Annotated in this window: 21 protein-coding genes and 1 tRNA gene; 16 read left to right on the top strand and 6 right to left on the bottom strand. The window is 55.0% G+C overall.

All coding sequences use genetic code 11. The features are described from left to right. The first annotated feature begins 67 nt into the window (after positions 1-67). From SH421x_RS11835 to SH421x_RS11815, 5 genes are all read left to right on the top strand, one after another. A complete protein-coding gene (locus SH421x_RS11835; protein ID WP_488855827.1) occupies positions 68-1,024 on the top strand; it encodes a DUF1559 family PulG-like putative transporter in 957 nt (318 codons plus the stop codon). A gap of 58 nt (positions 1,025-1,082) precedes the next feature. Continuing rightward, entirely contained in the window at positions 1,083-1,598 is a 516-nt protein-coding gene (locus tag SH421x_RS11830; protein ID WP_488855826.1) for a hypothetical protein, read from the top strand. A 118-nt stretch (positions 1,599-1,716) separates the two neighbouring features. Further along, positions 1,717-3,906 carry a G8 domain-containing protein gene (locus tag SH421x_RS11825; protein WP_488855825.1) on the top strand — a complete coding sequence of 730 codons (2,190 nt, stop codon included), beginning with the start codon at positions 1,717-1,719 and terminating at the stop codon, positions 3,904-3,906. A gap of 213 nt (positions 3,907-4,119) precedes the next feature. Further along, complete coding sequence (locus tag SH421x_RS11820; RefSeq protein ID WP_488855824.1) at positions 4,120-4,908, top strand: DUF4261 domain-containing protein; 789 nt, start codon at positions 4,120-4,122, stop codon at positions 4,906-4,908. A 214-nt stretch (positions 4,909-5,122) separates the two neighbouring features. Further along, the gene (locus SH421x_RS11815) at positions 5,123-5,452 is read left to right on the top strand and encodes a hypothetical protein (protein ID WP_488855823.1); all 330 of its coding nucleotides are present in this window, start codon (positions 5,123-5,125) and stop codon (positions 5,450-5,452) included. A 183-nt stretch (positions 5,453-5,635) separates the two neighbouring features. On the opposite strand, the gene SH421x_RS11810 is transcribed toward SH421x_RS11815, so the two are convergent. Next, complete coding sequence (locus tag SH421x_RS11810; RefSeq protein WP_488855822.1) at positions 5,636-6,988, bottom strand: glucoamylase family protein; 1,353 nt, start codon at positions 6,986-6,988, stop codon at positions 5,636-5,638. 553 nt (positions 6,989-7,541) lie between these two features. Here SH421x_RS11810 and SH421x_RS11805 point away from each other — a divergent pair. The 6 genes from SH421x_RS11805 (at position 7,542) to SH421x_RS11780 (ending at position 10,934) form a co-directional block, all read left to right on the top strand. Next, positions 7,542-8,120 carry a hypothetical protein gene (locus SH421x_RS11805; protein WP_488855821.1) on the top strand — a complete coding sequence of 193 codons (579 nt, stop codon included), beginning with the start codon at positions 7,542-7,544 and terminating at the stop codon, positions 8,118-8,120. A 19-nt stretch (positions 8,121-8,139) separates the two neighbouring features. Then, a complete protein-coding gene (locus SH421x_RS11800; RefSeq protein ID WP_488855820.1) occupies positions 8,140-8,490 on the top strand; it encodes a low molecular weight protein tyrosine phosphatase family protein in 351 nt (116 codons plus the stop codon). Between the two features lie 48 nt (positions 8,491-8,538). Then, on the top strand, positions 8,539-9,102 hold the full coding sequence (locus SH421x_RS11795; RefSeq protein WP_488855818.1) for a hypothetical protein: 564 nt from the start codon (positions 8,539-8,541) through the stop codon (positions 9,100-9,102). 75 nt (positions 9,103-9,177) lie between these two features. Next, complete coding sequence (locus SH421x_RS11790) at positions 9,178-9,768, top strand: hypothetical protein (RefSeq protein ID WP_488855816.1); 591 nt, start codon at positions 9,178-9,180, stop codon at positions 9,766-9,768. Further along, entirely contained in the window at positions 9,752-10,306 is a 555-nt protein-coding gene (locus tag SH421x_RS11785) for a hypothetical protein (RefSeq protein ID WP_488855814.1), read from the top strand. Before SH421x_RS11790 ends, SH421x_RS11785 begins: the two co-directional genes overlap by 17 nt. Before the next feature lie 109 nt (positions 10,307-10,415). Continuing rightward, positions 10,416-10,934 (top strand): hypothetical protein, encoded by a 519-nt coding sequence (locus SH421x_RS11780; RefSeq protein WP_488855813.1) that lies wholly within the window; start codon positions 10,416-10,418, stop codon positions 10,932-10,934. 9 nt (positions 10,935-10,943) lie between these two features. Here SH421x_RS11780 and SH421x_RS11775 read toward each other — a convergent pair whose 3' ends face one another. Next, positions 10,944-12,032, bottom strand: coding sequence for a tRNA dihydrouridine synthase (locus SH421x_RS11775; RefSeq protein WP_488855811.1), 1,089 nt, complete (start codon positions 12,030-12,032; stop codon positions 10,944-10,946). A gap of 420 nt (positions 12,033-12,452) precedes the next feature. On the opposite strand from SH421x_RS11775, the gene SH421x_RS11770 reads away from it, so the two are divergent. Next, positions 12,453-12,725 (top strand): MoaD/ThiS family protein, encoded by a 273-nt coding sequence (locus tag SH421x_RS11770; RefSeq protein WP_488855809.1) that lies wholly within the window; start codon positions 12,453-12,455, stop codon positions 12,723-12,725. A 3-nt stretch (positions 12,726-12,728) separates the two neighbouring features. Continuing rightward, positions 12,729-13,823: a WD40/YVTN/BNR-like repeat-containing protein gene (locus SH421x_RS11765; protein ID WP_488855808.1), complete on the top strand. Its 1,095-nt coding sequence runs from the start codon at positions 12,729-12,731 to the stop codon at positions 13,821-13,823. A 64-nt stretch (positions 13,824-13,887) separates the two neighbouring features. Here SH421x_RS11765 and SH421x_RS11760 read toward each other — a convergent pair whose 3' ends face one another. The 4 genes from SH421x_RS11760 to SH421x_RS11745 form a co-directional block, all read right to left on the bottom strand. Continuing rightward, positions 13,888-17,049 carry an efflux RND transporter permease subunit gene (locus SH421x_RS11760; protein WP_488855807.1) on the bottom strand — a complete coding sequence of 1,054 codons (3,162 nt, stop codon included), beginning with the start codon at positions 17,047-17,049 and terminating at the stop codon, positions 13,888-13,890. Continuing rightward, positions 17,046-18,458 carry an efflux RND transporter periplasmic adaptor subunit gene (locus SH421x_RS11755; protein ID WP_488855806.1) on the bottom strand — a complete coding sequence of 471 codons (1,413 nt, stop codon included), beginning with the start codon at positions 18,456-18,458 and terminating at the stop codon, positions 17,046-17,048. Before SH421x_RS11755 ends, SH421x_RS11760 begins: the two co-directional genes overlap by 4 nt. 451 nt (positions 18,459-18,909) lie before the next feature. Continuing rightward, positions 18,910-21,231 carry a serine/threonine-protein kinase gene (locus tag SH421x_RS11750; RefSeq protein ID WP_488855805.1) on the bottom strand — a complete coding sequence of 774 codons (2,322 nt, stop codon included), beginning with the start codon at positions 21,229-21,231 and terminating at the stop codon, positions 18,910-18,912. A gap of 393 nt (positions 21,232-21,624) precedes the next feature. After that, positions 21,625-21,696, bottom strand: a tRNA-Cys gene (locus SH421x_RS11745). A 308-nt stretch (positions 21,697-22,004) separates the two neighbouring features. Here SH421x_RS11745 and SH421x_RS11740 point away from each other — a divergent pair. The 3 genes from SH421x_RS11740 to SH421x_RS11730 all read left to right on the top strand — a co-directional run bounded on the left by SH421x_RS11740 (position 22,005) and on the right by SH421x_RS11730 (position 24,360). Continuing rightward, the gene (locus SH421x_RS11740) at positions 22,005-22,340 is read left to right on the top strand and encodes a hypothetical protein (RefSeq protein WP_488855804.1); all 336 of its coding nucleotides are present in this window, start codon (positions 22,005-22,007) and stop codon (positions 22,338-22,340) included. A gap of 43 nt (positions 22,341-22,383) precedes the next feature. Continuing rightward, on the top strand, positions 22,384-22,707 hold the full coding sequence (locus tag SH421x_RS11735; RefSeq protein WP_488855803.1) for a hypothetical protein: 324 nt from the start codon (positions 22,384-22,386) through the stop codon (positions 22,705-22,707). 351 nt (positions 22,708-23,058) lie between these two features. Beyond that, positions 23,059-24,360: a diphosphate--fructose-6-phosphate 1-phosphotransferase gene (locus tag SH421x_RS11730; RefSeq protein ID WP_488855801.1), complete on the top strand. Its 1,302-nt coding sequence runs from the start codon at positions 23,059-23,061 to the stop codon at positions 24,358-24,360. Positions 24,361-24,365 lie beyond the last annotated feature (5 nt).

The following is a 24,365-nucleotide window of genomic DNA, read 5'->3' as shown; positions in this document are numbered from 1 at the left end:
TTTTCAAATGCAAGCCAACCACTTGGCCGGGACTATCCCACCTTAAGTCTAAATTAGGGGCCACTTTATGTCTTGCCCACCAACTTCCCGCCGCGGGTTCACGCTTGTGGAATTGCTAGTGGTGATTGCCATCATCGGTGTGCTGATCGCACTATTGCTGCCCGCTGTTCAACAAGCCCGTGAAGCTGCACGACGGATGCAGTGCAGCAATAACATGAAGCAGATCGGATTGGCGCTGCACAACTATGCAGGTACGCATGGCGCCTTCCCGCTAGAGACGTACTATTCGCCTTTACCCGGCGGTGACCACTACTACAACAGCTGGATACATTGCTTGTTGCCTTACTTTGAACAAGCGGCGTTGGCGGATCAGTATGACCAAAATTACGCTTTCTTTCACGTCAACAACCAGGCGGCGATCGAGACCAAGTTAACTGCATTTGAATGTCCTTCGACGCCGGGCGGAACGCAAATGACGCCAGAGCTGCGTTCGCGCGATTCTTCGGGCTGGAACATCGTTTCCACTCGCGGAGGCTGGACGACCGACTATGCAGGACAGCGAGGAATCCATAGCGGCACCCATTCGATTTATACACCGGGAGCTGGCGCGAATACCAATCTCGGCGTCTTTGGCATCAGTGAGACGGGCTGCAAGTTTCGCGACGTCACGGATGGAACCAGCAATACGATCATCGTGCACGAATCAGCCGGCCGTTGGCAATGGCTTCATCGCGAGAACGGCAAAATGAATAGCGCGAAGCCAGAGTTTGGCGGCTGGTTTGACTATTGGGCAGGACCCTCGGCCGGCTGGATGTATGGCTTTGAAGATGACGGGGTGACCACCAAAGGGCCTCGGTTTATCAATGCTTCGAACAAATGGGCCAATCCGTTTGGTTTCCATATCGGCGGCATCGAGGTTGCGATGACAGATGGTTCGGTACGCTTCTTTAGCGACACGACCAATAACAACGTCTTTATCGCCATGTGCACTGCCAGAGGAGGAGAAGTCGTCGCTGAAGACTAGCAGCCTGCTGCTGACGCTGTTCGACGATCTCTCTTGACTTTGCTGAAGGAACGATTTTATGTGGACGCCGCTCTGCTTCACAACTCACGCTGCAAAGCGTATTGCCTGCCTGACGGTGATGAGTTTGACCTGCTGCTGCCTGGCTGGTTGCGGCCAACCAGGCGAGGCTCGGCCTGATTTAATTCCCGCCCAAGGCAGCTTGCTGATTAACGGCAAGCCGGCCGAAGGAGCGATGCTGGTCTTTCACCCGCGCGACGGGGAAGAATTTGACGTGCGCGGCTCGCGTCCTCGCGCAACGGTCGAAGCAGACGGTCGCTTTTCAGTGACCACGTATCAATCTCACGATGGAATCCCCGCAGGCGACTACAATATCTCGGTACTGTGGTTCGACAATCCTGATTCGTCCCAGCCGCATGATAAGCTTGGAGGTCGTTACGCCGTTCCGACCCAGTCGAAGCTTCAGGTGACGGTCGATGAAGAAACCACCGAATTATTGCCGCTGACCATTGAAGGGGCGCGAATCTCAACGCGTCGCCCTCGTTCTGCTACGCCCGATTTAGACCAGGTGGATTAGTAGCTCCCTTTAACGCTCGCTTCCAGATCGTCGCCTACGATCAGGACATCCGTTGCTTTCTCGCCCCCGCATTCTCTGCTATGTACGCTTCTCGAAATCGAGATACGGAAAACTATTTATGATCGCAAAGCCGCTTTATGTCGTAGCGCTCTTCTGCTTGCTGGCTCTGGGGAACTTTACTTTCGTCTGCGCCGAAGAACACGCACACCATCACCACACAGCGGCGAAGCAATCCCGTGACGTTTTGATGACCGCTGCGAGTGGGCCTTGGTCGGCTGCGACCACTTGGGAACAGGGGAAGCCGCCGCAAGCGGGTGACCGGGTCGTTATTCGCAGCAAGCACGAAGTGCTGTATGACGTCGACTCGGATCAAGTCATTCGCGGCATTCAGATCGCAGGCACGCTAAAGTTTGCGACAGATCGCAACACGCGACTCGAAGTAGGGCTGATTCGTATTGAAGCGAACGAGCAATACAGCGAAGCAGGGTTTGACTGTCAGCATGCTCCCGGCGAAGAGGGACACACTCATGCAGCAGACCACCAGCCGCGCGCCGCCCTTGAAATCGGCACGCTTGCAGCTCCCGTACCGGCGGCACATACGGCGACGATACGCCTGCATTATCTAGAGGGGATGGATCGCGAGACTTGCCCGGCGATTGTTTGCTGCGGCGGACGGATGGACATCCACGGCGCTCCGCTAGAGCGAACCTGGGTGAAGCTGCCTTACCAAACGGCGAAGGTGGGGGAAGCCCGCGTTGTGATGCCTTATCCGCTGCCAGGCTGGAAAGAAGGGGACCGGATCATCCTGACTGGCACGACGCGGCAGTTTGGCTATATCGGCACGCGTCATCGTCGCGACGGCGATGATAACTCGGTCGCCGATAACCCAGCGACCGAAGAACGAGTCATCACGCGCATGCGACATTGGGGCGGACTTGATTCTAAGTTGCAGATTGTCAGCTTTGACAAGCCGCTGGCGTTTGATCATTTGGGCGCCGGCGAATACCGGGCCGAAGTCGCCAACCTATCACGCAATGTCGTCGTTGAATCGGCCGATCCCGAGGGAGTTCGCGGGCACACGATGTATCACGCGAATTCGGCCGGCGGGATTAGCTACGCCGAATTTCGTCATCTCGGCAAACGAGGCGTCCTGGGCAAATACCCGATTCACTATCACTTGGTCGATCAGTCGATGCGCGGCAGCAGCCTGGTCGGAGTGTCCGTTTGGGACAGCCACAACCGCTGGATTACGATTCACGGGACGCAGTTTTTGGTTGTCAAAGATTGCATCGGCTACAAAAGCGTTGGCCACGGCTATTTTTTAGAAGATGGCACCGAGGCGTACAACATTTTCGATCGCAATCTAGCGGTGCAGGCGTTGGATGGAGATCCGCTCCCTCAACAGGTCTTGCCGTACGATAACAATCTGGGCTCTGGTTTTTGGTGGGCGAACAGTCTGAACACGTTTACCAGCAATGTCGCAGCGGAATGCGATGAAGATGGGTTTCGCTTAGAAGTGGTCGAGCGTGACGACTTTGATCCCAACCTGAATATTCTGCAACCGGATGGCTCATTCAAAAAAGTCGATATTCGAACTTTGCCGTTCATCCGGTTTGATAGCAACGAAGTCCATTGCCAGCGTCTGTTTGCGATCAACCTGGGAGGTTTCGCCGGCGGGAACTTTAGAGAGAAAGATAGCGACGTCGAAGGGGTCGGGCCTGACTATCAACATCCCTTCATCCTGCGAAACACGAAGATCTGGGATTCGCACTGGGCGTTTCACATTGGCTCTCCCTGCGTGAAAATCCAAGACGCCGATCTGCATGACTGCGCCTATGGATTGTGGCGCTGCGTGATGCACCGGCACGAGCATCTGCGAATGAACTTTTCGCAGGTCAACACCACGGTCTTCTTTCCGCGCGGCTCCAACGAGGCTGACTACAAGTACGGGATTGAAGATTACTTTGACTTGGAGCCGATGGATGACCTGCCTCCCACGACGGTGATTACGTCAGTCCAACCGCTCTCTGTTGACATGGTCCGCGTCGAGGGGACGACCACTGACAACTACGAGGTCAAGCAGATCTTGGTCAATGGAGAGCCGGCACGCGTGGTCGATCCGATCGGGATGTCTTGGACAATCGATCTACGGATCGAGCCCAGTGATGCCGTAGCGATCGCCGCCCATGCTGAAGATGCCCACGGCAATGTCGAAACGAAAGGGCACACGCTGCTCTACCATCCGCAAGGAAGTGGAAAAAAGTCGGCCGCAAAGACGCAGGTGACCGTTTCACACGCTGGGCATTAACAAACTGGTTGCGGAAGCTGCGAATGCAATCATTTCGCACGAAAGCCCTGCCGCCGTCGCCACGCAAAGTTGTGGCATCGGCGGCTGGGTTGGATTTCTTTGACTCGCTGCCGTCGCCCGCTTATCTTTTTGGGTACGCGCGACCAATCGCCGGGCGCCGCTGGCTTGGCGATCTCATCTTCAGCCCTCTTCCTGCGATGCAAAGGAGTCCCCGTGGCGCTTGCAATTTCGATGGTCATGTTTAGCGATGAGCCGCAGCTTTCGGGTGCGGCGGTGCAACGTGAATTAGCGGCGAAGTGGCCCAACCTGCCGGCGGCGACTGACGCGGAAGAAGCGGACAATACCTTCTCGTTTTGCATCGGCTCGGCCAATGTGATTGTGGGGATCATGCCGGCCCCGCTACCGTGGTCCGAGCTTGAAGGGCCGTGTGCGACCAGTATCCTGTGGTCCGACGCAGCGGATGTATTAAGGCCCCACAAGTCCCACGCCATCGTGACGGTCATGGCCGAGGTCGATCCGATTGAACTATCGACCTTGCTCACCCAGGCAACCGCAGCGCTGATGGCGAGCGCTCCGACGGCGCTCGGCGTTTATTGGGGCAATGCGACGCTGATTGTCCCGAAAGAGATTTTCATCGAATTTGCCGTCGAAGTCATGCCAGAGGGTCCGCCGCTGCACATTTGGGTCGATTTTCGCGTTGGTCCCGAAAGCGATCAAACAAGCTCTGGTTTCACCACCGGCATGACCGCGCTGGGGCACATGGAATTTGAATCGCAGAGCGCGACTGAACCGCCGCGCGAACTGTATGATCGATTGATGGGTCTGGCCAGCTATGTGGTGGAAAATGGGCCAGTCATCAATGATGGCGATACGGTTGGTCAGGACGCAAACGAACGCATTCGTGTGGTTTATTCTGATTCCAATTTTGGCCACGACGGTAAAGTCATGCGGCTTGTCTATGAGAATGGATCAGGGGCAAAACCTTGGTGGAAGTTTTGGTGAGCAACCGGTAACGCTTGCAAGTGACTGCGATCGAGAAACTCAACTTTGGCCAAAACTCTCCTACTACTATGAATATCAACCGATGCGTGACAATCGACTTACGGTACTTTCAAAATTGGACGAGGGAAAGTTTCGGATTTGTTGGACTGCCCAAACGCAAGCCGTCCTTCACTTTGACGGCAGAATCTCGCTGGCATTTTTGTAAGGAAACCCCATGAAGATTGGCTGCCGATGTGGTGCGTTAATCCCTGACACGACCGATTACCTTTCCCACAAAGCCCACCTTACGCCTGACCAAGAGATTTACGGCGTGTGGGATGGGATCGATGAGGAGATCATCGACAAAGTCGCCGCGGGCGAATTAGCCGTGGAAGATGCTTACATGCTCGCAAGACGGATTATCTCGGCAGAGTCGCGACGAATGTGGCAATGTTATGAGTGCGGTCGGCTCTACATTGATGGCCTTGACGCCAAGTTGCATTGCTTCGTCCCCGAGAACGAATCCACCGAGAAACGAATACTTCGTTCTCGCAATCGTAAGTAACAACTGGTCCCCAAGGATCTGGCTGTATTAGGGCGCCGGCCTCATGAGAAGTGCCGGAACATCACGCCAGCACAACCGGCTCTGCAAAGCTTGCGGAGCCGGTTGCTTCTGGTTTCGTAAACTAGGATGCTAGTTTGGTGGAAGCTCTTTGCTGAAAACCGGAGAAAGTCACCGCGCCTTGCCTTAGTTCCCCGCGACAGCTTCTGCCGCTGGTGCTTCGACCTTGGTGAATCCCGCGAGTTCTAACCCACGCATTGCCGATGGGTGTTGCATGAACATGTTCCAGACGTTGCCGGTCAGCATGTTCTCACCCATGAGTAGCGAGATTCCGGTGTCGATGCCGATGACGTCGGTGTCGACCCAGCCGGTGGCCGGATTGAATGCGTTGACAAATCCATAGCGGCCGTAAATCTTGTCGCCAAAGTTGGCCTTTTGGTACTCGAGCGTCTGCAGCGCTTCGGCCGGTACGGCGGCTAGTCCGCCGGCGGCGGCACTGGGGACGACGGTGCCGTCGATACCGCGATCTGGTTCGACGTGGCCGATCTTATAAGGGCCGCCCCAATCGCGATAGCCGGTTTCGCTGTCGCTGCTGGTCAGACCCCAGAGGTTGGCGCCGTAGTGTCCCAACTGTTGCGGATAGCGCTCGCCCAGCTTGGTCTGGAACTCTACTTGTGCTTGATGCGCCAGTACGGCATTGTCCCAATAGTTGCGCCCGGTCGACGAACGGTAGTCTTGGAACTTGAAAAACGCCATCGGGTACTGATGGACAAACAGCGGTGGATAGCTGAGGAACTTGGCGCCGTTATGCTCCATGATCGGAGAGCGTCGCCAGGCGTTCCACGACGAAGCGGGAATCGCGTTGGCCGGCGCGCCGATCGCCAATAGCAGCAGCACAAAGTGTTCGCTGTAGTGATCCCATTGGTAAGGCAGGATACCGGTCTCAGGCTTGTAGCCCATCTGCATGCAGCCGTTGTCACCCAACAACCAGCGCCAATCGACGCGGCGATATAACTGATCGGTCATCGCAACGATTTCGGCATCGTCACTAAAAGCGGCGGACGCGGTAATCGCGCCGGCCAGCATCAAAGCGGTATCGATCGATGACGCTTCGCACTCCATCGCGCGAACCCCGGTCTTAGCGTCAAAGAAGTGATAGAGAAACCCCTTTTCATGAGCGACCAAATTGAGCAGCGAGCCGAGCATCGTTCGCACGCGTTCCTGAATTTCGCCGCGCGGGGCCCATTTGTATTGAGCCGCGACCGCATGCGATGCGAGCCCAAAACCGCAAGCCGCACTACTGGCATGGGCGCTATAGCCGCTACCGTCGGCGGCAGCGCGATCGGCGACCAACTGCGTCTGCGGATCGACTGCTTCCAAAAAGTACCGGTAGCAGCGCCGCTGCATATCGCGGACAAACGTTTCGCCATTCTGGCCGGAGGCAGACTCGCTGGAAATGAATTCCGCCAGCGATCGACGCGGCAGTAGCCCACTTAGCGCCAGCGAAAGTCCTGCGGCGAGAAAAGTTCGTCGCTTCATTGCGCACGCTCCTCGTTCGAAGGTTGAAAGATGAAAAAAGAAGGAGGCAAAACGCCCGAATACCCTCGTCTTGGAATCCGCCGGCACGGGAAGACAAAGGGAGGAGGGGAGGGAACGCAGGAATAATATACGAAAAGCGAATCGGAGTAAAGGCCAATTACTATCCACAGATCCAGCATTAGGGGGCATTCTTGAACATGCACGCCACTTTTGGGGATAATCCAGGAATCAGATCCCTTAATCGCTTTAAGGGGCTGTTTGCCGGTTTCATTGGTCACAACGGCCGGAACCGGCCAAATTCGAGATCGGCCCCTTGCTCATCGGCCACTTTCGTAAATTGGGCAGAGCAGGCCTGTTGAGTCCACGATTGCGAGCGTCGCACACCGTTTGCGACGCTGCAACGTATTCGTGGCAATGCTCGCCGTTGGCGGTTATATTCGGCGAAGTCCCTTCTGCTTCCGAACCATTGGATTTCGCAGGACCGGGAAGCAAAATAGTTCTTCCCGATTGTCGTGGCGAACTCGTTGCGGCAATCTCTTTTTCAAAACATCGGATGACCCACGAAACGCCAAGGTCGACTCCTCTTCTTGCGATTGGGCTGATTGGCGTCGCGCTGATCGTCATTGCTTTTTTGCGTGGCAAGTACCTTTTGGGGATCCAGACCGGCGTGGTCTATGCTCTGGTTACGTCCGCGTTGATCCTGCTGCTGGTCAGAGCGTTCTCGGCGGGCGGCAAAGGAATGGTCGTTCGTCTGATCGTCTTGCTTCTCATCGCTGGGCCAGCAAGCTTCATCTTGGCTTTCCCGGCGATGATTAATTCCGACGTGCAGCACTTTATTGACAAGCAGGCGATCGATAGAAGGGCCCGCACCGAATTTAATCAGGTCCGAGATTCGGACTCCGCACTGACCGACCTATCAATCTCCACGACGCAAACGAAGTTAGTCTGCGTGACAATCTCTGGCGAATTGCCCACAAGTGGTGATCTGCAAAACCTGCGGAAGCGTATAGATCAGGAATGTCCCAGTCTGAAACTTTGCTTGCTGATCTGGGAAATTCAATTGCTCGACTCGACGGTTACTATTGACGGTTCTGATCGCGGACAATTTCTATCCCCGCAAGAGACGGAATGATCTGTCAAATGAGTCGACGATGATCGAGCGAGACTTACTCAAGCTGCTGTTTGTTTGCTCAATGAATCAGTGGCGCAGTCCCACGGCTGAAAGGATCTACACCGACAAGCCGCTGTTGCTGGCCCGATCTGGCGGGACCAACCGCAACGCGCGGAAAACCGTGTCTTCCGAAGATCTGCAATGGGCCGACATCATCTTTGCTATGGAGCAAAAGCACAAACAACGGCTGCTGGCGGAATACCCCCGAGAAATGCGATTTCAGGAAATCCATGTTCTGGATATTCCTGACAACTACCAGTTTATGGACCCTGAATTGGTCGCCGAGATCAATGCTGCGGTAGAGCCGATCTTAACGCATCGTTCAAAGTGAACGCGCGATCCTGTTTGGGATTGTCGCTATCCATGCCTCGCGTGACAAATGACTTACCACAAAACTGGAACGTTTCCGTTTGGCGACATTGCGATGTCATCCGCTTCGTCGCCTGCTTTAGAGCAACGACTTGTTGTGCAGCGAATCGACTATACGCCGAAGCTTCCACCCGGCAAGTCGGTCGATCTGGTCGCCGCTTACCGAGTCGCTTTCATCGCAAAGTTTCCGGTATACGATTTCTCGTTTGACTTCACGCTTACTAATTGCCCGACCGAAGGAGAGCCAAATACGGGTGAAGCTCTCGACGCGCAATCGTGGTCGATCGGCGAGGGAATCTTTATGCTGGGAACCGAAGATGGCGAAACCTTGCAGTCCCGCATGCCGTGGCTGAAAATCGAGGGGGATGATTACCCTATCGAATATCTATTCCACGGTTTTGGCATTTCGATTCCGCACATTGCTCCTGACACCAAGGTTGGATTCCATTTTCTGCTGGCCTACAATCATCTCGATACCGGCAGCGACTCGGAATGGTTTGCGGTGGATTTCCCTCATTCGAAACTTTTGCAATTGCCTGTGTTGAAACACATCTATGGGACAATCACGGATTAGCAGCGGCTTGCCCAGGAAGTTACGCGTCGGGGAATTGCTAACACTTAAGAGCACTTTGGGGTTATAGGCGAAGACATGACCGATGAACCGATCACAACCGCCCCATCTGCGCACTCGATTGGGCGATTCATCGCATGGATTTGCCTAGGCGTCGTGATCGTGAGTCTGGTCGCCAGTCTGGCGATAGCCGCCGTTCGCAGCGTTGGCCTCACGCAGTTAACGGTGACCGCGCTAGATGAAGCGGCCGAACCGCGGGATCATGTGATTCCGCTGGTTAAACAGACCGAGGCTCTGCCCGATTACAAGATCGTCATTGGCACGACCGATGGGCGGCGAATCAATCTAGGCGCCAAACCTAACCAATCGGCCGTCGCTGGACTGACTTGGCGGCTGCCAGATCCAGTTTCGACCAACGACATCGCCAGCGTCCGCTTAGAGGACCAAGATAAGGTTGTGTCGGATGCGCTTGTGGAGGTTCAGCTTTCCAGCGAAACGGTCACCGCTGGTAACTACAAGTTTGAATTTGTGACCGAACGATCTTTTGCGGTCGGGTTTCAATCGTTTTTCAAAACGCCGGTAGGGATGGCGATTGGAACAGCGTTTGTGATTGCGATCGTGTTGATTGTTCTCATCGTATTGGGGGCACTTGTTGGACAATGCTTCTAGGCATTTAGGATTCGCTGCAACTTTTGGGGTGATACGACTCGCCATGTACAATCCGGCATACGAACTCATGCAAGAGAAGGCCAACAAACTACGTGAAGCTTGCGCGCCGCTGATCGGCTGCACCATCCAACGGTACGAGACGGCTGAAATTCAGTACATCGATGGAACATGGGCTGACTGGCCCGATCTTCCCATTCGCATCTACTGCTCCGATCAAAAACTGCTCTCCGTAGCGTGGTCACGGTTCGATGACCTGTGGTTGTCCCACGATACCTCCTTGCCGTTCGCCATCGAAGACGCCAGCACGCGATGGAAGTCCAACGGCATCGAATCTATCAATGCGGCGATTGGCCGTCAGATTTATGGGGTATGGCTGGGTCGCGGGAGCATGACGATCGAATCTCAAGAGATTGAAATCTGGACTCGCCTACTTTTCGATTTAGGCGAATCGTGGCTGGAAGTCGTCAACGCGCTGGATGAAAATGGCTACGAACTGCATCCTACCCAGCCAGTTGGTGAATTCCGAAAATGCGTGTGACAATTCACTGGGAGCCGGTGCGAAATACGTAAGATCCAAACACGACAAGAGGCTGGGGCGAAAAGCAGTAGCCCCGACGATCCGCGATCCACCGGAGGAGACTGCACGCATGGCCATTATCTTTGAACTGTTTATGGAGACGCGTGACGAGACGGAGATCCCCGGCATGCTTGCTTTTTGGGATGGATTCTCCACCACGACGTCCGATGGGTCCATCTTTCAATGGATCGCATCACGCGACTCCCCTAAATCGATAACGCTTTGGTCGAAGGCGTTAGGCGCCCATGGAATCCAGTCCTTTGAGCAAGCCAAACAAATGACAGAATGCGGGATCGCATTCGCGCAGCGATTACTGTTGTCCCCAGACTTCGAACTGGCCAGGATAGGAATCGAAGTAGACTGCTACTCGCGTGAAGATATCGTTCAAGCGTCTCTGGACGAAGGCGAACCCTGGGTTCCAGAAGGGACGATCATCTCAGAATCACTTTGGTCAGATATCGGACGACCTGACGATCTGCCAAAATTCCGAGAGGGTTATTACTGGCGCGTCTATCAAGGTGAATCGGTAAATCCGATTTACCTCGACCATGAGCTTTATAAAACCTGGAAACAACTCCCAGGTTGTTAACACGGACCTCTAACCGCACTCCGACGTCCCTGCATGGATCTGCGGATCTAGGTAATGCCCTGGGCGATCTTCTACATAAAACGTGTCGCGGATGGCGTGCCAGTCGGCGAGGGTTCGCATCTTGGTGAACTTGGCGCGGCACTCTTCCATCTCGGGATGGAGGAACGAGTATTTGATGCCGAACTTGCGCATCTGGGTCAGGCCTCGCTTTTCGCCGTACAGTTCGTCGGCCAGACGCAGGTGTTCGTTAATGACGTCGCGCTGTTCAAAGACGGTGGGCGGCGGGGGCAACGGCTCGCCGGCGTAGAGGGCTCGGCATTGCTGGAAGATCCAAGGATTGCCGATTGCGCCTCGTGCGACGGTGACGCCGTCGACGCCGGTCTGCTGCATCATGTCCCAACAATCTTGTGCGCAGAACAAATCGCCGCTGCCAAGGATCACGCGGCTGCCGACATGTTGTTTCACTTCACGCAAAAACTCCCAGCGACTTGGCCCCACGTATCGCTGCTGGACCGTGCGGCCGTGAACGGTGATCGCGGCGACGCCTAGCTCATAGGCGCCGTCGAGAATGCGGAAGAAGTTGTCGCGGCTCTCGGCGGTGTCGTCGATGCCGCGGCGCATTTTGACGGTGACCGGGATCTCTGGCGGCGTCGCATCGCGGGTCCGCGCGATGATCTCGAGCGCCACTTCGGGCTGACTGAGATGAAAGCCGCCGCGGCAACGCCCTAAAACTTTGCGGACGGGGCAACCAAAATTGATGTCGATCACATCGTAACCGGCCTCGACCAGCTTGACGGCGCCCGCGGCAAACTGGATCGGCTCGGCGCCCATCAGTTGTCCGCCAACAGGATGCTCTTCGTCAGCGATCGCAAGAAAGTGCCGGTTTTTGCTGCGGTCTTTGAAGGTCACCAGAAATTGATCAAGCATCACTTCGCAGACCGCATACGAAGCGCCAAAGCGGCGCGCCATCACACGCATCGACATATCGCTGTAGCCGGATAGCGCCGCCTGAACGACGGGAAAATCTAATTCGATCGGACCAATCTTCAACGGCGCCGACAACGGTCGAGTCATTTCCATCGCTGCTTCGTTATTCATTTCATCCATTGCCAGTTTTCGGAGTGTCGATCGCTGACAGCCCACCAATCCAATAGTAAACACATTGGCGCCCGTAATCGGCATTAATGCAGCGACGTTTCACTTCTTATTGAGTCACTATCAAACTCCCGAGATGGGGAGTTTCTTGCGTTTTTGCGCTAAAGCGGCTACCCGCAAAATGACGATAGCATGTTTAGCAAAGGAACGACCGCCCCACCCAAGGGACAGTCTATGCACGACATTGGTCGTTCCACTGCGTCAACATTCTAACAACTTGCCGCCCGCTGCACGCAGGCGGCAATCTTTGGGGGTCGATCGGTTACCTGCCCCAACCGATCGCCCCTTTTTTCTTTCTTGCAAACGAACGCTACAGACGAAATCATAACGGCTTCGCCCCGCAGGTTCGCAAACAACGTTTTTATGCTCGAAGTCCAATTCACTTCCCATTTGCGCCGTCTGATCTTACTGCCACAGTCGGTCGAAGTCGACGCGCCGACGGTCGCTGAGGCGCTTGATCAACTGGCCAAGCTTGTGCCGGGGATCGACTCGTATCTGCGTCATGAAGATGGCTCGCTACGGCAACATGTGAACCTCTTTCTCGACGAGCAATTTATTCGTGATCGCCGGCATCTGAGTGATTCGACCGCTGGCGCATCTCGTTTATTTATCATGCAGGCTCTATCCGGAGGTTAATCCATGTCGCTGCTTGCCCTATCTACGCGCAAAGGTCTGCTGTTGGTCCATGATCATGGGGATCGGTTTGAGCTGCAAAGCGAGTCGTTTCTCGGTGCACGAGTTTCTCTAGCTGCTCAGGATCCGCGGGATGGGATGCTGTATGCCTGTTTGGACCATGGTCACTGGGGCGTCAAATTACAACGTTCGGCCGATCTAGGAAAAAGCTGGACCGAGCTTGATCCGCCCAAATATCCAGAAGGAAGCGAAATTCGCCCCGGCACGCCAGCCGTGTTGAAATATCTGTGGGGATTTGGCTTTCCGAGCGATCAACAACCGGGACAGTTTTATCTTGGCAGTGAGCCAGGCGGTCTGTTTATCGCAACCGAACATGGCGCGGTGATCACGTTGAATGAGTCGCTTTGGAATCATCCTTCGCGTCCCGAATTTTGGTTTGGCGGGGGACGCGACGAGGCCGGTATCCACAGCATTTGCGTTGATCCCAGCGACGACAATCATCTGCTAGTCGGCGTTAGCTGCTCTGGAGTCTTTGAGTCGCTCGACGGCGGCCAATCATGGAACCCCAAAAACAAAGGGCTGAGGGCAGACTTTATGCCCAACCCCCATGCCGAGCTAGGGCACGATCCGCACCTACTGGTGCAGTGCCGCAGCCAACCGCACAAGCTGTGGCAACAAAATCATTGTGGCGTGTTTCATAGTGATGATTATGGCGCTAACTGGCGCGACGTCTCGCAATCGGACGTTGGAGTGAAGTTTGGTTTTGCAATCCAAGTCGATCCGCTCGACGGCGATGTCGCTTGGGTCGTTCCCGCGATCGCGGATGAAGTACGCGTGGCCATCGATCGCAAGTTGTTTGTCGCCCAAACGACCGACGGCGGAAAGACTTGGCGACAATATCGTGAAGGCCTGCCGCAGGAGCATTTTTACGACTTCGCCTTTCGACATGGCCTGGCGCTAAACGGCGATCACATGGCGCTAACCACGGCCGGCGGCAGCCTGTTTACGTCCAGCGATCGCGGCGAGTCATGGCGCAGCTTCTCTACGCAATTGCCACCGGTTTATGCGGTGTGTCATCTGGATGAGGAACTGGTCGCGTGAGCCGCCGTCCGAGAAACGCTGCGGGACACCAAACTTGCCCGCAGCGTAAGCGTTGCGTCCAAGCTTACTTCGATGACGCGTCCGACACTGCCTTCGGCAGCCGAGCAAACTTTCGCAGCACCACATAAAACACCGGCGTCAAAAACAAGCCGAAGATCGTGACGCCCAGCATGCCGGCGAAAACGGCGGTTCCCAAAACGCGACGCATTTCGTAACCAGCGCCGGTTGCGACCAGCAGCGGAATCACGCCGAGAATAAACGAGAACGCCGTCATCAAGATCGGGCGAAGCCGAAGTCGACAAGCGCTGACCGCCGCATCAAAGCGATTTTTGCCGGCGTCTTCTTCGGCCTTGGCGAACTCGACGATCAAAATCGCGTTCTTACAGGCCAAGCCGATCAGCACGATAAAGCCGATCTGCGTGAGGATGTTGTTGTCCATCCCACGAAACCAGATGCCAATGATCGCGAACAACAAGCAGAGCGGCACGATCAAGATGATCGCCAGCGGCAAAATCCAACTTTCGTACTGAGCGGCCAACGTCAAAAAGACGAACAATACCGCCAGCGGAAATAGGAAGATGATCGTATTGCCGGCCTGACGTTCTTGAAACGCAATATCGGTCCACGCATAGCCGAAGCCTGGCGGAAGATTTTTGTCGGCAAGTTCTTCGATGGTCGCTAGCGACTGACCGGTACTATAACCGGCCACCGTATCGCCGCTGATATCGGCCGCCGGATACAGATTGTAACGAACCAGACGATCGGGCCCGGTAACGCGTTTCAACTGAACGAGCGATCCCAACGCGACGCTGGAGCCACGCTCGCTGCGAGTCCGCAGTTGCAAAATATCGGACGGCTCATCGCGAAACTCTGGCTCTGCCTGGGCAGTCACGCGATAGGTTCGACCAAGGAAGTTAAAGTCGTTCACATAGAGCGAACCGAGATAAATTTGCAGCGCCGTAAACACATCGCTGACAGGAACCTCCAACATCTCGGCTTTGGTTCGGTCAACGTCGACAAAGATTTGCGGCACGCTCAGCCGAAAGTTGGAATAGACCTGTACAAGACCCGGTTGCTGATTCGCGTCGGCGATCATCTGATTGGTCACTTCTTGCAGTGCGTCGAGCCCAGCTCCGCGTTGATCCTGAATGTACAGTTTGTATCCGCCGCCGCGGCCAATCCCACGAACCGGCGGAGGCTGAATCACAAAGATCTCCGCTTCATTGATCTGACTCATTTCTTTTCGTAGATCGGCGACAATCGCGTTTAAATCACGACCGCGAGCGCTACGTTCTTTGGAGTCTTCTAAGGGCAGGAAGGTCACCGCGGCGCTGGGACTGATCGAAAAGGTCGAACCTGACAAACCGGCGATTCCGATCGCATGCGCGACACCATCCACTTTACGGCCGATCTCGGCGACTTTCTTCGTCACAATGTCGGTCCGGGCCAGGGCCGCTCCATCCGGCAAGCGGATACTGATGATGACGTAGCCTTGATCCTGCGGCGGAATAAATCCGGTTGGGACCATACCAAAGCTATACCAAGTGCATACCAACAAACCGACATAACCAACCAACACCACGGCGGAGACACGGATTGTGCCGGCAATTATCCGCGCGTACAAGTTGCTGGTGTAGTCAAAGGTTCGATTGAACCAGCGGAAAAACCAACCAAACAGGAAATCACCGGTGCGGTCAAAGAAACCTTTCACTTCGGCGTCTTTGGGGCGTAGCAACAACGCACACATCGCCGGGCTAAGCGTTAACGATACAAAGGTCGAAAACGCGGTTGAAATGGCGATTGTCAACGCAAATTGCTGATAAAACTTCCCGCTGATGCTGGGAACGAACACGGTCGGGACAAACACCGCGATCAAAACCAATGTGGTTGCGATCAGCGCTGATCCGACCTCGTCCATCGCTTTATGCGTCGCAGCGCGCGGCTCCATCCCTTCACCGATCAGGCGTTCTACATTTTCGACCACCACGATCGCGTCATCCACAACGATCCCAATGGCCAGCACCAAACCAAACAGCGATAGCGTGTTGAGCGTCACTCCCAACGATTGCATCGCCGCGAAGGTGCCGATCAGCGAAATCGGAATCGCAATCACCGGAATAATCGTCGGGCGCCATCCGTGCAAAAACAGAAAGACCGTCAGCACGACCAGAACAGTCGTGATAACCAACGTATCAAAAACTTCGGCAATTGATTCTTCGACAAAGTCGGTCGGGTTATAAGCGATCTCGTAAGCGACTCCTTGCGGAGCATCCTTGTCCAGCTCGGCCATCGTGCGTTTGACTTGGTTCGCAGTGTCGACCGCGTTGGTGCCTGGCCGCTGGTAGACGATGACGGAGATGGCCGGCTTACCATCCAGGTAACTGATGCGGGAATAGTCTTGAGCGCCAAGTTCTAAGCGTGCGATGTCGCCCAGTCGCGTCACGCGACCATCTTCTCCCCGCTTCACAATGATTTGCTCAAACTCTTCAGGATGGGTCAATCGTCCCTGCGTCGTCACGTTAAGCTGAAAGGCGCCCGATTCGTCGATCGGCGGCTGGCCAATCACGCCGGCGGCGACTTGCACGTTTTGACCGCGGATCGAATTGACAACATCGCTGGCGCTGAGATCGAGATAGGTCATCCGTTCGATATCAAGCCAGACGCGCATCGCGTATTCATTACCGCCGGCGATGCGAATATCGCCCACCCCATCCAATCGCATCAGCGCATCGCGAACCCGGAGGAACGCATAATTGCTGATGTAAAGCTGATCGCGGCTTTTATCAGGCGAATTGAGATGGACCACCAGCAGCATGTCTGGGATCTGTTTGGTCGTAGTCACGCCGATCTGGCGCACCGATTCTGGCAACCGCGGCAACGCGACCGCGACTCGGTTTTGGACCAGCACCTGGGCGTCATCAAGATCGGTTCCCAGCTTAAAGGTCACCGTTAACTGCATCGTGCCGTCAGCGCTGGAGGAAGACTCCATGTACAGCATGTCGTCCACGCCGTTCATCTCTTGCTCAATCGGCGTCGCCACGGTGTCGGCGATCACCTGCGGAGTTGCGCCCGGATAGCTGGCGCGAACCAAAACCGTAGGAGGTGCGACGTTTGGGTACTGCGAGACCGGCAGCGTCAGATAGGTGATGCTGCCCACCAGGACAATGATGAACGAAAGCACCGCTGCGAAAATCGGCCGCTCGATAAAAAAGTGCGGAAACTTCATTGGACGCCCTCTCGCTTCTCCAGTGTCGCTTTGGCGGTTTCGTCCCCGTTCTGCAACGAAGAAAGCCCCGCCGAAATCCACTGGTCTGGCGGTAATGGGACATACGTATCCGGCAGCCCATCTTCTACAATCTGAATCGTTTCCTGCTTCGTCACTACCTCGGAGCCTGGACGAACCAACAGTATCCCTTGAATCACAAGCGATTCTTCACCGGTTAATCCTTCCCGAACAACCCGCAGTCCATCGACGATGGGGCCCAGCGACAGGTCGCGGCGTTCGACTTTTCCATCGGCCACAATATAGGCGTACTGCGTTGACTGATCGGTGGCGATCGCCGAATCGGGGATCAACACGGCTTCGTAAGCGGCGCTGCCTGGCAAGCGGACCCGGGCAAACATGCCTGGCACCAATACGTGCGATTCGTTCCGAAAGATACAGCGAACTCGCATACTGGCGGTGTTCAAATCAAAGCGGTTGTCAACAAAATCCATGTGCCCTTGATGCGGAAATCCCGCTTCGTCGGCCAATCCTAGATAGACCGGATTTTTGGCGACGCGCGAGCTTTCGCGTTTGCCCGATTGAGCCAGACGAATGTACTTGAGCGCCTGTTGTTCGTTGACATCAAACGTGCAGTAAATCGGTTCGATCGAAGTGATGGTGGTCAACAGCGTCGAAGTCGCTGTACCGCCGCTGACCAAGTTGCCTTCGGTGACATATTCGCGGCTGATCCGCCCCGAGACTGGTGCATGAATTTGGGTATAGCTCAGATTCAACTCGGCAGTTTCGACGCCGGCTTCCGCCGCTTCGATCGCGGCTCGTGCCGTTGCGATCCCGGCCGAAGCGAGTCCCATCCCCGCTTCGGCGGCGGCGACGTCCGCTTGTGCTTGGAGGATCTCGGCTTCGCTCTGGTCCAGTTCATCCTGCGAGACAGCCGCTGAAGTTCTCAGCGAGCGGGTCCGTTTGACGCGAGCGTCGGCCAATTGCAGACCTGCGTCGGCTTGTTGCTGCTGTGCTTTCGCTTCTTGCGATTGAGCGTTGGCTTGGGCCAGTTGTGACTGGGCTTGGTTCAGGGCCGCTTTGGCGCCGTTCAGTTCAGCGACAAAAGGGCGCGTGTCGATCACAAACAGCAGATCGCCGGCTTGCACCAGTTGACCTTCGTCAAAGTGAATTGACTGCAGATACCCACTGACGCGAGCCCGGATTTCGACATACTCGATCGGGTCAAGCCGCCCTGTGTAGGCGTCCCACTCTACGATCCCCTTTTTGACAGGTTGAGCGATCGTCACGGTGGGCGGCGGCGCCTTGGCGGGTTCGCTGGTTGTCGAACCGCATCCCAATAGCGGGGCGAAGACCAAGCCGCAAGAGATCAAAACAAGGCAATGCAGCGTGCGAATTCCGTTTGTTTCCATATAGCTAAGCAATTACTCGACAAAGGTTTTCGACAATTTCCACGACTTTCTCGGCATCCAAACAGGCGACAGATCACCCACTTTAATTGGTTCGCTAGATAAATTTTAGCCTAAAACCAATTACCTCTAAGAAGGAACCTGGACAATTGATTGATAAATCAACAAATTTCGGGTTGTCGCGTATCTAGAGAGGAAAACGAGGCAATCAAAGGGGCATGAAGCACTGCAGGGGACCTACAGCAGCAAATCTGGTGGGAAAGCAAAGGGAGGGGGCAGCGTGATCACTTACATCCGAAACAAATTACCACGCCGAGCGCTTTAATTTCGGTAAGATCCAACACATTAGCGCACGAATGACCCTAATTAACATCCCAAGCCGGCGAGCCTCAGCAGCCACAGAAGCCGCGAACAAAAGTTCTCGCACTCCGCTTTCGGCTTTCGTTCTCTCTACCTACTTCTCGATCAACTGCAACACTACGCCGACCATCGTCTTGTCATCAAACCGATCGAGTCTCAACTTGGTCGCGACCACTCCGTTAGCGGTGTTGATTCGGCGTGACTCCTGCTGGTTGCTGAAAAAATCCTTCAGCTCAGGCAGTTGTGTCAGGACGGACGTTAATTGGTTGCTTGCAAAGACGCCGACGCCGGGCTCATCGCTGATCCAAAGGTTACCCTCGCCATCGGTCACGCTGATGATCGCCGTCGCTTGATCGACGCGTTCCAAAAATTTAGTCAGCCGATGCAAAAGATCGATCTGCACGACCACCACGCCAAACAGATTTCCTTTCTCCTCGTCGTACACGGGTGTCGCGGCGAATAGACGAACTCCGTCGTCGACCTGGTCGAGCGGATCATCATTCGCGTCTCGCAACACTAACTGGATATCGCCGCGATCAAGCTCTCTGGCTTGTTGCAGCGTCCCTTGCTCTTCAAAGGTCGTCAGCCGGCTAGAGGGAACGCGGCGAATATAGGCGGGGTCACTAATGTTGCGCTCAACGCGCACAATATCGGTCGCTGCTTCTTCAGACATCTTCATGTACGCGATCGACACATAGTCAGGATTTGCTCGCAAGAATTCTTCGTAGATCATTTCGAGCTGGCTCTTTAAAACCTCCTCAGTATCGCCGACCGCAGCGTCTGCTTCCGCTGGGATTAACGCCTGAATCGGCGGCAGATTGGACATAAAGCGAGCATCTTTTGACACTTGCTCGGCCGTCGAGCGCAGCTGGATTTCTAGCTCGCGTTTGTAGGCTTGCATTTCATCAAAACGAATTTGCCGACTGGCTCGCTGCGCTTGATGCGTAGCGACGATCATCACCGTCAGTCCCACAATGCCGGTCACCACCAAAAAGCCGATTGCCTGGGACATGATCCGGTGGTTTTGAATCCAGCGAGCCAAACGTTGGGCGGGTCGTTCGCGATAAGCCGAAACATGCTCGCCGGCCATCCAGCGTTCAATATCCTGTGCCAGATCAGTCGCCGTTTGATAGCGCGCATACTGACGACGAGACATCGCTTTGGCACAAATCGCCGCAAGCGCCGGATCGGCGTCAGGATTCATGCTTACCGCGTGTGGAGAGGGGCTACCTGCAATGGCGGTTAGTAGCTCTCGGCTACTTGTGGATTTTGTCGACTCTCGCGTGTATTCGTGAGGCGCCGCACCAGTGAGAATGGCGAATAGGATCGCTCCCAGACCATAAATATCGGTTCGCTCATCCAACTCATCAATGCGGCCGCCAGCTTGCTCGGGAGCCATGTATAACGGCGTTCCTAAAACCTGGCCTTCCATTGTGCTTTGACCGCTGCCGCTAGATTCTTGCGTGCTGCCTGACAAGTTGTCGAACGACTGCAGTTCGTCAACCACTTTGGCGATTCCCCAGTCGATCACAATCACCTGACCAAAGCTGTCAATCGCTACGTTCTCAGGCTTCAAATCACGATGAATGACCTTGCGCGAATGTGCATGGCCGATTGCCTGACAGACGTTGACAAAGTCCGTCAACAACCGCCGCAACAGCATCGGATCGTGGTCTCCTTCGCTACGGCGTTCATGGTATTCCATGATGGTGTCATGCAGCGTCTGCTTGCCGAGAAAACGCATCGCATAAAAGGCTTCGCCAGTGCTCGCATCTTCTCCCAACTGATAGATCGGCACGATACCGGGGTGCTCTAATCGGCCGGTGATCTCGGCTTCGCGGCGAAACCGCTCTTGGGCGAGGGTATTGTTGGCCGCGGTAATTTCTTTGACGGCGACAGGACGTTTCAGATGTTCGTCGAAAGCAAGCCAGACGCGTCCTAGCCCTCCTTGTCCCAATTTGCGCAGCAATCGATAGCGCGCCGTCGACGAGCGGAATCCGGTCACGTCATTTGCACCTGCTCCGGCCACCGCTCGAATCCCCATCAATCGTGCGATTGTGCCAGAGGGATCGATCGAATCTAGCGTTTGCGCCACGACACATTCGACCGAAGAATGACGCTCGTTGCCTGGCTCGATTTCTTTCAACAAGCCAGGCGAACTGGCGATTAGGCGTTTGTTGGTCGCATCATCAATCAGGCCCATCGCCAGCAGATGCTCATTGATCGGCAGACTGCCGTGGATGGTCCAGGTCGCAAACCCATGGGCAAGTTGACGTTCGGTCAAAACGCCCATCCGCAAAATTAATGCGGACATCGCAATATCTCTCTGCTCTTTCGAGAAATCACCGCTGCCGCTGTGCGCCATGGTCGCGGCGAAGGACGTATCTTGGGGCTGAGCATCGTCAGATCGGGACATGCAAATTTCGACAGCGAGGAGTTAGGCAAGATATTCGGTCTAGGCTCATTAAGTCTACCTACCGAAACGTCCGCTGGGGAGGAAATCTCTCGGACTAGCCGCGCAAGACCCGCCGTGCGGAGCAAGTAGAAGGCGAGCTACTGCCAACCAGCAAGGAGATGCACCAGAACACCCCCATTAAAGGGAGATCCCATTTAGGGCATCCCGCATGCTGCTTTAGACCGCACAACAGTCCCACCAAATAGGACGAGACTCACCTGGAATCCAGGGCAAGACAGCAGCTCTTGGCAAGCCAGAAAAGCTAGTCAAACTCTTCTAAAAAGAACCCCTTTTCCATCGTTTTCGACTGCGCATAAAAAAACCCAAGTCGTTATATGACTTGGGTTTAATAAGAGGCGCCGCCCGGATTCGAACCGGGGATGGTGGATTTGCAATCCACTGCCTTAGCCACTTGGCTACGGCGCCGTGTCATTTGTATTCACGCAAACTTAGGGAAACTGCTGCTGCTGGTCAAGTGGCGGTAGCAGTTCCGGTCGTAACGATTGCTTCGTTAGCGATAGGTTTTAATATCGGCGGCATGATCGTTCAGCTTGATCTAAATGTTACGAAAGTTATCAACGGCCTTAATTCGCTGTGCGGATTAACTAGACGTGCGGCGAGAACTTTGATTGCTTTGGGGCGGATGGTTCGAACATTGGAGATGTGTCAAACCGGCGCCTACGCCGCAGCGACACGCTTTTAATCACACTGCCTAAATAGAGGAGGGGAACGCCATGGATTGGTTGAACCCTTGGGGAAACAGCCGACGTCGGATGATCGCGGAACTATCCGCCAAAATCGCCACCGCGGCGATTCCCCTAGTAAAGCGGCGCCTGGATGACGAATGCCGTGACATGTCGGACGCCGAATTCCGCGGATTTGTTCGCGCTCGCGCTGCTCAGGCGATTCATCTAGAGCTCGACAAGATCCGCGGCGCCCAGCGGCATTTGGTAATTCGACATCGCGAACGACTGTTTGATGCCTCACTCTCTCTGATGCTGGTCTCTGAACTGTTAAAACCAACCGCCGAGCAATCGCGCGACTTCATTCGACTCGCCAAGGCGGCGTAAGCGTTTTACGTTCTCGCCAAAAGCCTAGCAGGAGCACTTTATCTTGGCCGATACAAAGTTGCCTGACATCTCGGGCATGTCGCTCCGGATTGCGTTGGATAATGTCCGTGTACAAAAGTTTTTGGACGGCCTGACTCCTCACATCGACGATCTGGTCGCTGCGGTCAAAGAAAAAAACTGGCCCGAAGCGGGACGCTTAAGCCATTTCATCTATCGCTGTAGCGAAGTCTACGGATATCCCGAAATCGCCGAAATCGCCGGCTCGGTTTGCAACGCCTCGGCCGGCGGTGATAAACAGCAAGCAGGACGTCACGTCCTGAAACTGCTGGGAGCCTATGCCAGAGCAGGGCGGAAGACAACGGTTTAGGAAGCCAAATGACGAATGTCCAAGGATCAATGTCTAATCTAGACGAGAATCTCCTTTTTTCAGAATTCGACATTAGTCACTAGAAATTAGTCATTTCCTAACTCTTCTGGGCGCCCATCCCCACGCCTCTCAAAAGCGGCCCATCGACGCTCATTTCGGCCCGGTTTGCTACTAACAACCCAATCCCCTCCCCAATCCCGCAATCTTTGGCGCTTGCCTGGGTTAGCTCGCCCCTAATTGTCCGGTTCTTTTGAGTCGTCTAAAATTAGCGGTTTTGTCGCGGCTCTCTCTTCGCCCAGAGGAGCGGAGTGCACTGATTTCTTACGCCCCTTTGCTGTTTGAGTTCACGAAATGAGCGCTCCCAAGAATATGATCGTCGCCCAAAGCGGCGGGCCGAGTCCAGTGATTAACAACACGCTACGCGGCATCATTGAGATGGCCCGCGATCTGGACAACATCGGGACGGTCTACGGAGCGCATCATGGGATCGAGGGCGTACTGAAAGAAGAGTTGATTAATCTTTCGGATCAGCCGGCCGACGAAATTTCGCTGCTCCGTTACACACCGGCCGCCGGTTCGATCGGTACTTGCCGCTACAAGCTGAAGGAATGGCAAAACGAAGATTTCGATCGTGTCATCGAAATCTTCAAAGCTCACAACATCGGCTACTTTATCTATATCGGCGGCAACGACTCGATGGACACCGCCAACAAAATGGCGTTGATGGCTCAAGAACGCGGTCTCGACCTGATCGGCATCGGCGGACCAAAGACGATCGACAATGACGTCGGCGACAGCGAATTCAAGCTGATTGACCATACGCCCGGCTATGCGTCGACCGCCAAGTACTGGATGCATATGGTTCAGTACGCCAACGAAGAAAACAACGGCAGCAGCCCGGCCGATCCGGTGCTGGTGATGCAGGCAATGGGCCGCAAGATTGGCTACATCCCAGCGGCGGCTCGTTTGGCGGATCCAAATCGCGAGATGCCGCTGCAGATCTATCTAGCCGAGTCGCCGTGCTCGCTAGAAGAGTTGCACCAGAATGTGAATGAACAGCTAAAAAAAGATGGCCGCTGCATGGTCGTCATCAGCGAAGGTTTTAACGTTGGCGACATCGGCGAAGTGAAAGATTCGTTTGGGCACACTTCGTTCAGCTCAAGCCAGATCACCGTCGCACAGACGGTGACCAACTATCTGAACCAAAACGGCCTGGCCGCCAAGGGCGCCGCACGCTGCAACGTTTCTGGCACCGATCAACGTCACGCGATGGCCTATGCGTCAAGCGTCGACCTGGAAGAAGCGTATCACGCCGGACAGACCGCGGCGCTATTGGCCTCGAATCGTGAGTCGGGCTATATGTCGACCATCTTGCGAAACGAAGGCCCGGTATACAGCGTTCGTTACGACAAAGCCCCGTTGTCTGAGGTCGCTAACAGCGAACGAACCTTCCCGAAAGAATGGATCACGGCCAACGGTTACGATGTGACCGATGACTTTATTCGCTACGCCAAACCGCTGCTTGGCGAAGGAATGATTTCGTTGCCGATGATCGACGGGCGCCAGCGGATGACGCGGCTTCAGCCAATGTTCGCAGAGCAGAAGCTGCCTGCTTATGTGCCGCAAGCAGATCGCCAAAAGGTGCCGAAGTAACATCG

The sequence above is a fragment of the Blastopirellula sp. SH421 genome, assembly GCF_057808535.1.
Note: the sequence above shows the minus strand (reverse complement) of the source record. Positions and strands in the feature narration are given on the sequence as shown.

Excerpts from the sequence above, each read along its gene's own strand:
- SH421x_RS11835 (WP_488855827.1), top strand. The coding sequence starts at position 68 with ATGTCTTGCCCACCAACTTCCCGCCGCGGGTTCACGCTTGTGGAATTG.
- SH421x_RS11830 (WP_488855826.1), top strand. The coding sequence starts at position 1,083 with ATGTGGACGCCGCTCTGCTTCACAACTCACGCTGCAAAGCGTATTGCC.
- SH421x_RS11825 (WP_488855825.1), top strand. The coding sequence starts at position 1,717 with ATGATCGCAAAGCCGCTTTATGTCGTAGCGCTCTTCTGCTTGCTGGCT.
- SH421x_RS11815 (WP_488855823.1), top strand. The coding sequence starts at position 5,123 with ATGAAGATTGGCTGCCGATGTGGTGCGTTAATCCCTGACACGACCGAT.
- SH421x_RS11810 (WP_488855822.1), bottom strand. The coding sequence starts at position 6,988 with ATGAAGCGACGAACTTTTCTCGCCGCAGGACTTTCGCTGGCGCTAAGT.
- SH421x_RS11805 (WP_488855821.1), top strand. The coding sequence starts at position 7,542 with ATGACCCACGAAACGCCAAGGTCGACTCCTCTTCTTGCGATTGGGCTG.
- SH421x_RS11800 (WP_488855820.1), top strand. The coding sequence starts at position 8,140 with ATGATCGAGCGAGACTTACTCAAGCTGCTGTTTGTTTGCTCAATGAAT.
- SH421x_RS11795 (WP_488855818.1), top strand. The coding sequence starts at position 8,539 with ATGACTTACCACAAAACTGGAACGTTTCCGTTTGGCGACATTGCGATG.
- SH421x_RS11790 (WP_488855816.1), top strand. The coding sequence starts at position 9,178 with ATGACCGATGAACCGATCACAACCGCCCCATCTGCGCACTCGATTGGG.
- SH421x_RS11780 (WP_488855813.1), top strand. The coding sequence starts at position 10,416 with ATGGCCATTATCTTTGAACTGTTTATGGAGACGCGTGACGAGACGGAG.
- SH421x_RS11775 (WP_488855811.1), bottom strand. The coding sequence starts at position 12,032 with ATGAATAACGAAGCAGCGATGGAAATGACTCGACCGTTGTCGGCGCCG.
- SH421x_RS11770 (WP_488855809.1), top strand. The coding sequence starts at position 12,453 with ATGCTCGAAGTCCAATTCACTTCCCATTTGCGCCGTCTGATCTTACTG.
- SH421x_RS11765 (WP_488855808.1), top strand. The coding sequence starts at position 12,729 with ATGTCGCTGCTTGCCCTATCTACGCGCAAAGGTCTGCTGTTGGTCCAT.
- SH421x_RS11760 (WP_488855807.1), bottom strand. The coding sequence starts at position 17,049 with ATGAAGTTTCCGCACTTTTTTATCGAGCGGCCGATTTTCGCAGCGGTG.
- SH421x_RS11755 (WP_488855806.1), bottom strand. The coding sequence starts at position 18,458 with ATGGAAACAAACGGAATTCGCACGCTGCATTGCCTTGTTTTGATCTCT.
- SH421x_RS11750 (WP_488855805.1), bottom strand. The coding sequence starts at position 21,231 with ATGTCCCGATCTGACGATGCTCAGCCCCAAGATACGTCCTTCGCCGCG.
- SH421x_RS11740 (WP_488855804.1), top strand. The coding sequence starts at position 22,005 with ATGGATTGGTTGAACCCTTGGGGAAACAGCCGACGTCGGATGATCGCG.
- SH421x_RS11730 (WP_488855801.1), top strand. The coding sequence starts at position 23,059 with ATGAGCGCTCCCAAGAATATGATCGTCGCCCAAAGCGGCGGGCCGAGT.